Origin of the sequence: Amycolatopsis sp. La24 (genome assembly GCF_029087445.1) — a bacterium.
Classification (GTDB): domain Bacteria; phylum Actinomycetota; class Actinomycetes; order Mycobacteriales; family Pseudonocardiaceae; genus Amycolatopsis; species Amycolatopsis nivea.
On the sequence record NZ_JARACH010000040.1, the window covers coordinates 12,093 to 22,947 of the forward strand.

The window sequence follows — 10,855 nt, forward strand, 5'->3', positions numbered from 1 at the left end:
CGGTGTCGGGCACGAGCCAACTCTATACACCTCAGCCCGCTGCAGTGTAGCTTTCGGGAGTGAGCAGTTTTTCCGACCGAGTCGTCGTGGTCACCGGCGGCACCCGCGGCATCGGCGCGGCCGTCGCCGAGCGCTTCCGCGGCGCCGGTGCGACCGTGCACTCCCCTGGCCGTGCCGAATGCGACGTCACCGACGAGGCCGCCGTACGCGCGTACTTCGCCCAACTCGGACCGGTTGACGTGCTGGTCAACAACGCGGGGGTGTCCTCGAGCGCGCCGCTGGCGAAGACCGGCCTCGACGACTGGCGCGGCCAGTTCGAGGTGAACGCGACCGGTGCGTTCCTGTGCACGCGCGAGGTGCTGTCGGGAATGCGCGAACGCGACTTCGGGCGGATCGTCACGGTCGCGTCGACCGCAGGTCTGGCCGGGGCGCGCTACACCTCGGGCTACACCGCGTCGAAGCACGCGGCGGTCGGCCTGATGCGCGCGGTGGCGGCGGAAGTGGCCGGCACGGGCGTCACGTCGAACGCGGTGTGCCCGTCGTTCGTGCGCACCGACATGACCGCGACCTCGGTCGCCCGGATCCGCGAGCGCACCGGCCGCGACGAGGCCGACGCGGAAGCCGCGCTCGCTGCCGCGTCCCCGCTCGGACGGCTGCTCGAACCCGGCGAAATCGCGTACGCCGTGGAGTTTTTCGCCGCCCCGGCGGCGGCCGCGATCAACGGACAGACCCTCGTACTCGACGGTGGAGGAATCCAGAAATGAGCCCGTTCCGCGCCAGTGTCCCGCTCACGAAATCGTGGGAGCACTTCGAGTTCACGGTGGACGACGGGGTCGCGACGGTGACCTTCGACCGGCCGGAGAAGCTCAACGCGCTCACCTTCGACGTCTACGCCGACCTGCGCGACCTCGTCGCCGAGCTGCCGCACCGCGGCGACGTGCGGGTGCTCGTGCTCACCGGGAAGGGCCGCGGGTTCTGCTCGGGCGGCGACGTCGAGGAAATCATCGGCGAACTCCAGAAAATGGACACCGCGGAACTGCTCGAATTCACCCGGATGACCGGCGCGGTGGTGAAAGCCATGCGCGAGACGCCGATCCCGATCATCGCGGCGATCAACGGCGTCGCGGCGGGCGCCGGTTCGGTCCTCGCGCTGGCGAGCGATCTCCGGCTGCTGGCCGAATCGGCGAAGTTCGCGTTCCTGTTCACGAAGGTCGGATTGGCGGGCGCGGACATGGGTTCGGCGTATCTGCTGCCGCGCCTGGTCGGCCTCGGCCGCGCGACGGAACTGCTGATGCTGGGCGACAAACTCCCCGCCGCGCGCGCCGAGGCGATCGGACTGGCGAACCGGGTCGTGCCAGACGACGAACTGGCCGGCGAGGCCGCCGCGCTGGCGCGCCGCCTCGCGGACGGTCCGGCACTGGCGTACTCGACCACGAAGGTGCTGCTGACCCGCGAACTCGACAGCGACCTCGGCAGCTCGATCGAACTGGAAGCCATCACGCAGGCGTTGCTGATGACCGCCAAGGACCACAAGGAGTTCTACGCCGCCTGGTCCGCGGGTCGCAGTCCACAGTGGACCGGACGCTGATCAGGCCCGGGTCACCGAGACCTGGAGTTCCGTCACCCAGTCGTCGCGGTTTTCCGGGCACTCCAGGTTGACCTCGCGCGGATAGCCGGTCGACTGGTAGCCGTTCGCGTCGATCCAGCGGGCCAGGGCCTGGGCCGCCGGATCGATCGTCTCCATGGAACCGCGGTGCACGATGGTCGCCGCGTGCTCCAGCGGCGGCAGGTCGAGGACCCGGACGTCGCCGTCCCGCAGCGGGGCGGAAACCTCGACGGCGGCGTGGACGACGACCTTGCCGTCGCCCTCCGGGACGTCCTCGTAATAGGCCACCCCGGGGCCGGTGCAGGCGATGCCCGCCGCCTCCATTCGCCGGAAAAGCTCGTCGTAGAGCGGTCCGATGACGGGACCGATGTCCTCCGGCTCGAAACTCGCGGCGATCGCGGTCAGCTCCGCGACCCGCACCGCGGGGACGTTCTTGACGACGACGTCGTTCTCGGGCATGTGCCCCTCGCTTTCGATCGCTCGGAGCCTCGCCTCGACCCGGACCAGCCGAGCCGCCGCGGCTGCCATCGCCGCTTCCAGGTCGGCCCGCCGCAGTCGCAGCATGGTGCCCAGCTGCTCGGTGGTGACCTTCTCGTCGAGGATCTCCTGCACCTGCTGGAGAGTGAAGCCGAGATCCTTGAGCGCGATGACACGGTTGAGGCGCGCCAGCTGGGCAGCGGCGTAGTAGCGGTAACCGGTGACGGGGTCGACCTGAGCCGGGCGCAGCAGCCCGGTCGCGTCGTAGTGCCGCAACATGCGGACCGAAACGCGGCCGTGCCGGGCGAAGTCTCCGATACTGAACATGACGCCTTCGAGTTGACCGCCTGACACGGTGTGAGAGTCAAGAAGCCTTTCAGAGATCCGTGTAGGCGATCGCGTTCTCTTCCAAAGACCCGAACCACAGCCGGCCGTGATACTCGCGGATGCCCACCAGCAGGTGGAATCCCGGGATCTCGCCGCGCAATTCCCGCACCACCGCGCCCGCCGGGGTGACGGCGACGGCGCCCACCTGGCGTTTCGGGGCGGGCTGCAGGGAATCCGGCAACGCGCGCACCGCGGTCCGGACCGCCGTGGGCAGGCGGCGCACGACGTCGAGGGCGCGGAGGCGCGGGCTGGCCTCGGTGATCCAGATCAGCCCGTCCGAACCGGTCGCGATGTTGTCCGGGAAGCCAGGCAGGTCGTCGATCAGGACGTCGCGGTCGCCCGCGCGCGGTCCGGTCAGCCAGACCCGGCTGACCCGGCACGCGCCGGTTTCGGCGACCGCCACATAGGACTCGTCCGGCGGCAGCGCGACGCCGTTCGCGAACTGGAGACCGTCGCCGAGCAGGTCGATGTGCCCGTCCGGCGTGCGGCGCAGCAGGCGTCCGCCCGCGGTCTGTTCGATGAGGTCGTCGCGCCAGTTGTCGATGCCGAAGCGGCGCGAGGAATCCGTGAAGTAGACCGTTCCGTCGGCGGCGACCGCGGCGTTGTTGCAGAACACGAAGTCCAGCCCGGCCCCGGACGTCGCGAGGGTCGTGGTGTCGCCTCCAGCCAGCGGCATGGTCAGCAAACCGGCGCGGGCGTCGCAGATCAGCAGCTCGTCGTCGCCGTACAGCTCCAGCCCGAGCGGGCGGCCGCCGGTGTCGCCGAGCAGGTCGATCCGCCGTCCGTCCGGCGAAACGCGCAGGATCCGGCCGTCGTCGACACCGGTGTAGACCCGGCCCTCGGCGTCCACGACCACGTCTTCCGGACCGTGCCCGTTCACCGGCACGATGGTGACCTCACCGAACTGCACGCCGGCCTCCTACCGGTAGGTGAGCAGCCGCGCGTTCTCGCCTTCGAGGTGCGGATGCTCGTTGAAGGACAACAGGTTCACGCCGCCGCGGCCGGACGTCAATTTCGTGATGCCGGTGTTCACGGTGACACGGTTCAGCTTCAGCAGCCCGGGCCCCGGCGTGCCCAGCAACGACCCGGCGACCGCGCCCAGCACTCCGCCCGAGGTGAACACGAGCCCGTTCTCGCCCTTGCCCAGCGAACCGGCCAGCTCGGCCAGCGCCGCCGTGCAGCGGCCGAGGAAAGCAGGCCAGCTTTCCGTGCACGGGCCGCTGTCGCCGGAGTCGACCCACGCGGTCAGCGCGGCGTCCAGCAACCGCTGGTACTCGCGCGGATCCTCTTGCGGCGCACCGCCCGCGTGGTGCGCGGCGATGTCGACGTGGTCGTATTCGTTCCAGCGTTCGTCCTCGATCGCCGGCACGTCGCAGCCGAGGGCCTTCAACGCCGTCGCCGCGGTGTCCCGCTGGCGGGCCAGCGTTCCCGAGCGCACCTGCGTGAACTCGACCCCGCGCCGTTTCAGCTCCGCGCCGACCAATGTGGACTGTTCGAACCCCAGCGGCGACAACGCGTCGTAATCCGCCGCGCCGAACGACGCCTGGCCGTGCCGGATCAGGTAAATCGCACCCATTTATCCCGTCCCGTCAGGAAAACATCCGCAGCAACCGGCCAGGAGCCAAGCGTACCGCGAGGCTCAGCGGCACCCAGGGCCACGAAGGCACGTACGCGCGCTTCGGTTCCGCTTCGATCGCCTTGACCAGCGCGTGCGCACCGGCTTCGGCGGACACCATAAGCGGGTTGCGTTTGGTCGAGCGAGCGGTCATCTCCGAACTGATGTAGCCGGGCCGCACGTCGGTGACCGTGATGCCGTGGCTGCTCAGCTCCAGCCGCGCACCCTCGGCGAACGCGGAGATCCCCGCCTTGGACGCGGAGTACGCGGTGAGATTCCGGGGAAAACCGCGCAGCGCCATGAACGACGAGATCACCGCGAGGTGCCCGTCGCGCTGTTCGCGGAAGATGCCCGCCGCCGCCTCGATCTGGGCCACCGCGCCGACGAGATTGGTCTCGAGGGTCTGCCGGTTGGCGTCGAACCGTCCCGCGCCGACCGGCTGTCCCTTGCCGAGCCCGGCGTTGACGATCACGCGGTCGAGCCTGCCGAGTTCCGCCCGGAATTCCTCGAATACCTGGAAGACGCGGTCGTGGTCGGTGACGTCGAGCGCGCGCGTGGCGACGGTGATCCCGGGGTATGCGGCACGCAGTTCCGCGGCCAAGTCGTCGAGCCGTTCGGTGCGCCGGGCGCACAGCGCGAGATTGCGGCCGCGAGCGGCGAACTGCCGGGCCATTCCCTCGCCGAGACCGGAGCTGGCTCCGGTGATCAGGATGTTCTGCCGCAAGACCATGCCCGGAGCCTACCCGCTGGTAACCGCACCTGGCGGTCCGTGTGATCCCGTCGAAGGCCCGGGAGAAAACCGAAGGAGTTTCGCGCTCGCCGCGGCGGATGACCGGTGGCCCGGCCTCTGGGGGCATGCCGGGCCACCGGTTCCGGGCGCGGCCGCCGGCCGGGCGCGGGGCGCGGTCCGCGCTGCCGGGGCCGAGGCTCCGGACGCGCCGGGGGCGGCGCGTTCCGTCCTGGCCATGGAAGCGCGACCGCGCAGGTCACGGCAATGGTTCCCAGTTGCCAGTACTAGCCCGTTCGTCCGAATGGCACGGCGGTACAACCTGGTCGGACGGCTGCTACCGTGCCTGTGTCGGGCTCGGCACGGTCGGTTACCAGCGGGGGCGGGCGGCGGGACATGACGCAGCGGCAGGCGGACCACGCCGGTCCGGACACCGACGGAGGTGGCCGGACCGCGTTCGCGAGCGCGCTGCGCGCCGCGATCGGAGCCAGCGGGCTTTCCCTGGACCGGATCCAGGCACGGCTGCGCGCGCGGGGCGCGACGGTCAGCGTCACCGCGCTCAGCTACTGGCAGTCGGGCAAACGCCAGCCGGAGCGGGCCGGATCGCTTTCGGCGGTGCGGGTGCTGGAGGAAATCCTCGACGTCCCCGACGGCGCGCTGCTCGGTTTGCTGCCGCCGCCCCGCCCGCGCGGCGCGAGCAGACGCGACCGGGCGGGCGAGGAACCGGTCACCTTCACCCGCGAAATCCTGCAGCCGCTGCTGGAACGCGTCGGCGCGCCCGACGCGCTGGACCAGCAGCACCAGCTGAAGCTGATCGGCCTGCACGACCGCTGCGACATCGCGGCCGACGGCGGCCAGCTCTCGGTCACCTCGCGCGCGGTGTTCCAGTCCGGTGCGGACGGTCAGGACCGCTGGCTGCTGGTGTACGCACAGGGCGACGCGACGGCGGTGCCCGACTTGCAGCCGGTGCGCAACTGCCGCGTCGGCCGCGCCGAAGTGGACGACGACCACGGCATCCTGGTGGCCGAACTGCTCTTCGACCGCGCGCTGGAACGCGGCGAAACGCACCTCATCGAGTACACCCTGCGCAACTCCGGGCCGCCGTACCCGCAATGCCGGGCGACGCACTACCGGGAATTCCGCCGCCCGGTCCGCGAGTACCTGCTGGAGATCCGCTTCGACCCGACCGCAGTGCCCGCCCGGTGCTGGCAGTACGCGAACGCCACCGACGAAGCACCGGCCCGGCGCCGGCTGCGGCTCGACAGCGGCAACGGCGTGCACGCGATCGCGCTGGATTTCGGGCCGGGGATCTTCGGCATCGGCTGGGGTTCGTGACTCCGGTAGCCGAGGTGCGCGAGCTGACCGTCGTGGTCGACACCGGACGGTGGCGCGAGACGGTTCTGGACTCGGTGTGTTTCGCGGTGCCAGCGGGACGGATCACCGCGTTGCTCGGCGAATCCGGATGCGGCAAATCCATCGTCGCGGCGGCGTTGACGGGTTCGCTTCCTTCGGTGGCGCGCAGCTCGGGGGCCGTGCGGATCACCGGCACCGTCGGCCTGGTGCCGCAGTCCGGGGTCACGGCGTTCGCTGCGGAGCGAACCGTCGGCGCGCAGCTGGACGAGCGTCAGCAGCTCCATCACGGACGGAGCGTCGAGGACGCCTGCAAGGCAGCGGTCTGTCCCATGGAGACGCTGGAGCTCTTTCCCCACCAGCTTTCCAGCGGGCAGATTCAGCGGGCCGCGCTCGCGGCGGCCTTGCTGTCCGAACCGGACCTGCTCGTTGTGGACGAACCTAGCGCGTCCCTCGACCGCGGCACCGCGTACGACGTGTGGGCCAGCCTGCGCGCGTACGCCGACACCGGCGCCGCCGTCCTCACCATCACCCACGACGGCCCCCTGCTGCTGGAGACCGGAGTCGCCGACGCGATGGTGTTCCTGCGCGACGGGCGAACCGTCGCCGCCGGGACCCCCGCCGAAGTCCGCTCCCTCGCCGATCCCTACGTGCAGGGCTTCTTCCCCTGACCGCGCTCAGCTCAGCTTGGTCCGCAACACCTTCCCGGTCGCGTTGCGCGGCAATTCGTCCAGGAACTCCACGTCCCGAGGCACCTTGTAGCGCGCCAGGTTCGCCTTCACGTACTCGCGCACGCCGTCCTCGTCGAGCGTCGAGCCCTCGGTCCGCACCACGAACGCCTTGAGCCGTTCGCCGAAGTCCGGGTCCTCCACGCCGATCACTGCCGCCTCGAGGACGTCTTCGCGCTCCACCAAGAGGTTCTCCACCTCGATCGGGAACACGTTTTCGCCGCCGGAGACGATCATCTCGTCATCGCGGCCGTCGATGAACAGCAGACCGTCCTCGTCGAAGTGGCCGACATCGCCGCTGGAGAGCAGGCCGTCGATGATTTCCTTGTTGCGGCCGTCGGTGTAGCCGCCGAAGCTGAGCCCGCTGCCGACGAACACCCGCCCGGTCACGTGCGGCTCAGTGATCTTGGCGCCATGTTCGTCGTACAGCGCGACGCGACAGCCGACCGGTGCGCGGCCAACCGTGCCCGGTGCGCGTTTCCAGTCCTCCGGCGTCGCGACCGTCGCCACCGCGACTTCCGTGGAGCCGTACAGGTTGTGCACGACGTCGCCGAATTCCTCGTTCGCCCGGTTGCCGAGATCCGGCGACAGCGCGGACCCGGCGACGAAGATGATCCGCAGGCACGACGTGTCGTACCGGTCGCGGACCTCCTTCGGCAGGTCGACGATCCGCTGCAGCATCGTCGGCACCAGAACGAGCGCGGTGCACCGGTGCGTGGCGACGCCCTTCAGCGTGGCCTCCGGGTCGAACTTCCGGCGCATCACCACCGTGCAGCCGAGCGCGAAGCTGAGGATGAACTGCGACAGCCCGGTGCCGTGGAACAGCGGCGCGCCCATGAAGGTCGCTTCGCCGGAGCGCAGCGGGATGCGGTCCAGGAACTGCGCCGACGCCAGCGCGGACGTGTGCGGTCGCGGCGCGCCCTTCGGGGTGCCGGTGGTGCCGCTGGTGAGCAGCACGAAACCGCCGGGTTTGACGGGCGCGGGCAGCGGGCGGTCGTCGGTGCTGGCGACGATCTCGGCGAGCACCGGGATCTCGTGCCCGCCCGGTTCGTCCACCCAGGCCAGGTACCGGTCGACGTTCTCGTCGATCGCGTCGAGCAGGCCGGTGAACTCCTGGTCGTAGACGAGCGCGGTGACGCCCTCGCGCTGGGCGACGTCGGCGAACTGCGGTTTGGCGAACCCGGTGTTCATCAGCAGCAGCCGCGCGCCGAGCTTGCCCGAGGCGGCCATCGTGAGCACGAGCCCGCGGTGGTCGCGGCACAGCGCGGCGATCACCGAACCGGGGCCGAGCCCGCGCTGCGACCAGGCGCGGGCGAGCGCGTTGGACTGGTCGTCGAGCTGCTTGAAGGTGAGCGGGCCGAGGTCGTCGACGATCCCGACGGCCGTCGAATCGCGCCGCGCGGCGATGTGGTTCGCGCCGGCGAACGGGCCGTACTTGCGGATCGCGACGAGGGAGCGCAGGCCCTCGTCGAGCCGGGGAAACGGCACCAGGCCGGCGCGGCGCATCACCTCGACGCTGCGCACGGTCTCGGTCAGCTTGCCTGCCACCTGGCCGGCCAGCTCGGCCACACTCATCCGGGCACCTCCATTGCTGCGGCGGGAGCGCCCACGCCGACGGTCTCCGTACCGCCGGTATGGGAGTTACTCGACAGTAAAGCAAGGCCCGTCCGCGCACCAGTGCCCGGCCGGGGAGGAAATCTCCCATGCCGGTCACGGACCGTCCGGGAAGCGCTTCGAGAGCCGGTGCTCAGAAATTGTCGGTGCTGGTCCGCACAATGGGACGGTGCAGGTGATCACCGGCCGGGAGGAGGACTCCGGCTACACGATCGAGGGCCCCGCGGGGACCCTCCGCGGGCTTTCGCGCGCCGACTGGGCCGACGAGGTCCGCCGGCTGGAGGCGGCCGAGAGCCCGCGCTGGGTGCTGCCCTCAGCCGAGGAGATCTATCCCACGCTGATCAAGGCGGGGGTGCGGCTGGGTCGCTGCCACGACCTGTCGCTCGCCGAAGGGCTGCTGCTCGCCTACGAGGGCCGGGAGGGCGAATCGCGCAGTTTGCGGGCAGCGTGGGCCCGGGCGAACGGGGAGGAACCGCCCGACGACGGCCCGGCCTTCGGCGAGGACGCGCAGCCCACGCTGTTCTCCCCGCGCGGCCCCGGGCTGCCGCCGGGAGTCACCGTCGCCGCGGCGGCCCGGCGAGTGCTGGCCGAACAGGAGAAACGCGTCGCCGCCACCGAGGCCCCCGCGCGGATGCGGCTGCTGCTCGCGGCCGAATCCGCCAGCGCACTGGCCGCCGCGGAAATCTCGGCCGCCGGGCTGCCCTGGCGCGCCGACCGGCACCTGCAGCTGCTGGAAGAACGCCTCGGCCCCCGCGTACCCGCTGGTCAACGCCCGAAAGTCTTGGTCGAGCTCGCCGCGAAAATCTCCGCGGCGCTGGGCGGGCGGCCGGTCAATCCCGATTCCTCGGCCAGCGTCGTCCGCGCGCTCGCCAGGGAGGGCATCGAAATCCCGGCGGCGCGGAAGTACCTGCTGCAGGACATCGACCATCCCGCGGTCGCGCCGCTGCTGGAGTACAAGGAACTGTCGCGGCTGCACTCGGCCAACGGCTGGGCGTGGCTGGACGAATGGGTAGCCGACGGACGCTTCCGGCCGCACTACGTGGTCGGCGGCGTGGTGTCCGGCCGGTGGGCTACCCGGGGCGGCGGGGCGCTGCAGATCCCGCGCGCGCTGCGCTCGTGCGCGTCCGCGGATCCCGGCTGGAAACTCGTCGTCGCCGACGGTGCGCAACTGGAGCCGCGCGTCCTCACCGCGCTGTCCGGCGACCGCCGCCTTGCCGAAGTCGCCGCGGCTACCGACCTGTACGCCCGGCTGGCGGAAGCGCTATTCTCCGGCACCCGCTACGTCCCGCTCCGCCCCGGAGACACGCGAGACGACCGTTCCCGCGCGAAAATCGCCATGCTGTCCGCGATGTACGGCGGCACCTCCGGCGAGGCCGGTCCGCTGCTCGCGTTGCTGCGCCAGCGTTTCCCGGACGCAGTGTCCTATGTGGAGCACGCCGCCGCGGCAGGCGAACGGGGTGAACGGGTTCGGTCCAGGCTGGGCCGTACTTCTCCGGCTCCGTCTGCTGCTTGGCGTGCTTTGACCGGCGGGCTCACCGAAGACGAGGCAACAGAAACCCGCGCGCGGCGGGCGTCGCGCAGTTGGGGCCGGTTCACGCGGAATTTCGTGGTGCAGGCAAGTGCGGCCGACCTGACGGCGGTCTTGCTGGCGACTTTGCGCGGTCGGCTGCCCGAACCGGCGCATCTGGTGTTCTTCCTGCACGACGAGGTGATCGTGCATGCCCCTGCGGAGCTGGCTGATGAGGTCGCGGAAATCGTGGAGACAGCGATCCAGGAAGCGGCCCGGCTGGTCTTCGGCGAGGCGTGCCCGGTGCGATTTCCCATGGAAGCGAAATCGGTGGACAATTACGCGGAGGCGAAGTGATCAGCTGACTCATGTTTCCCAGCAACCACATGGCGGCACCCGGGAAATCCGTTCGGGGGACGCGGGGTTGCCGTCGGCCGAACTCGGCGCGGGACATTCCACCGCAAAGGCGCTATCCGCGGATCGGAAATGATCAGTACCGTCGTGCGCCATGGTGGGGAGAAAAACACAACGCACACTTGGCAGCTTCTGGAGCTTTCTTGCCTTCATCGCGGTCATCGCCCTGTGGGCGATCCCGTCGATCGGGCCGGGCGTCGCGAACACCAGGAAGAACGAGTTCTGCCGCAACAACGCCAACGGCATCCTGCTCGGTTGTCACATCCGGCAGCACAAATGGCAGAAGCTCGCCATGGCGGTCAAGGAGCAAGCACCGGCGAAAGCGCTCCGAAGAATGCTCAGCAACCTGAGCGGAGTGGCGGCCTCGCTGTCCGCCGTCGCGGGCACGATTTCCGCCAGCGCTGCCACCGTCACTCTCCTCGTGAAGTGA

Annotated in this window: 11 protein-coding genes; 6 read left to right on the plus strand and 5 right to left on the minus strand. The window is 70.4% G+C overall.

Annotation, left to right across the window (positions count from 1 at the left end; all coding sequences use genetic code 11):
- Positions 1-59: 59 nt before the first annotated feature.
- Positions 60-764, plus strand: coding sequence for an SDR family oxidoreductase (locus PUT80_RS30340; protein ID WP_275294238.1), 705 nt, complete (start codon positions 60-62; stop codon positions 762-764).
- The gene (locus tag PUT80_RS30345) at positions 761-1,588 is read left to right on the plus strand and encodes an enoyl-CoA hydratase family protein (protein ID WP_275294239.1); all 828 of its coding nucleotides are present in this window, start codon (positions 761-763) and stop codon (positions 1,586-1,588) included. The genes PUT80_RS30340 and PUT80_RS30345 overlap by 4 nt, the downstream gene beginning before the upstream one ends.
- Here PUT80_RS30345 and PUT80_RS30350 read toward each other — a convergent pair whose 3' ends face one another.
- Genes PUT80_RS30350 through PUT80_RS30365 form a run of 4 tightly spaced genes read right to left on the minus strand, consistent with a single transcriptional unit; the run spans position 1,589 to position 4,815 of the window.
- Positions 1,589-2,410 (minus strand): MerR family transcriptional regulator, encoded by an 822-nt coding sequence (locus PUT80_RS30350; protein WP_275294240.1) that lies wholly within the window; start codon positions 2,408-2,410, stop codon positions 1,589-1,591. It lies immediately after the preceding gene.
- A 49-nt stretch (positions 2,411-2,459) separates the two neighbouring features.
- Positions 2,460-3,380: an SMP-30/gluconolactonase/LRE family protein gene (locus PUT80_RS30355; protein ID WP_275294241.1), complete on the minus strand. Its 921-nt coding sequence runs from the start codon at positions 3,378-3,380 to the stop codon at positions 2,460-2,462.
- A 9-nt stretch (positions 3,381-3,389) separates the two neighbouring features.
- Positions 3,390-4,046, minus strand: a complete 657-nt coding sequence (locus PUT80_RS30360; protein ID WP_134730525.1) for a histidine phosphatase family protein — start codon at positions 4,044-4,046, stop codon at positions 3,390-3,392.
- Between the two features lie 13 nt (positions 4,047-4,059).
- Entirely contained in the window at positions 4,060-4,815 is a 756-nt protein-coding gene (locus PUT80_RS30365) for an SDR family oxidoreductase (protein WP_134730523.1), read from the minus strand.
- A 393-nt stretch (positions 4,816-5,208) separates the two neighbouring features.
- On the opposite strand from PUT80_RS30365, the gene PUT80_RS30370 reads away from it, so the two are divergent.
- Entirely contained in the window at positions 5,209-6,147 is a 939-nt protein-coding gene (locus PUT80_RS30370; RefSeq protein WP_134730521.1) for a hypothetical protein, read from the plus strand.
- A complete protein-coding gene (locus PUT80_RS30375; RefSeq protein ID WP_275294242.1) occupies positions 6,144-6,833 on the plus strand; it encodes an ATP-binding cassette domain-containing protein in 690 nt (229 codons plus the stop codon). The genes PUT80_RS30370 and PUT80_RS30375 overlap by 4 nt, the downstream gene beginning before the upstream one ends.
- 6 nt (positions 6,834-6,839) lie before the next feature.
- Here the strand turns inward: PUT80_RS30375 and PUT80_RS30380 are convergent, their stop codons facing one another.
- A complete protein-coding gene (locus PUT80_RS30380; RefSeq protein ID WP_037817483.1) occupies positions 6,840-8,465 on the minus strand; it encodes an acyl-CoA synthetase in 1,626 nt (541 codons plus the stop codon).
- A 208-nt stretch (positions 8,466-8,673) separates the two neighbouring features.
- Here PUT80_RS30380 and PUT80_RS30385 point away from each other — a divergent pair, with 208 nt between their 5' ends.
- Together PUT80_RS30385 and PUT80_RS30390 are read left to right on the plus strand one after the other, a co-directional pair.
- Entirely contained in the window at positions 8,674-10,368 is a 1,695-nt protein-coding gene (locus PUT80_RS30385; protein WP_134662511.1) for a bifunctional 3'-5' exonuclease/DNA polymerase, read from the plus strand.
- Positions 10,369-10,519: 151 nt separating this feature from the next.
- Positions 10,520-10,855 carry a hypothetical protein gene (locus tag PUT80_RS30390; protein ID WP_275294243.1) on the plus strand — a complete coding sequence of 112 codons (336 nt, stop codon included), beginning with the start codon at positions 10,520-10,522 and terminating at the stop codon, positions 10,853-10,855.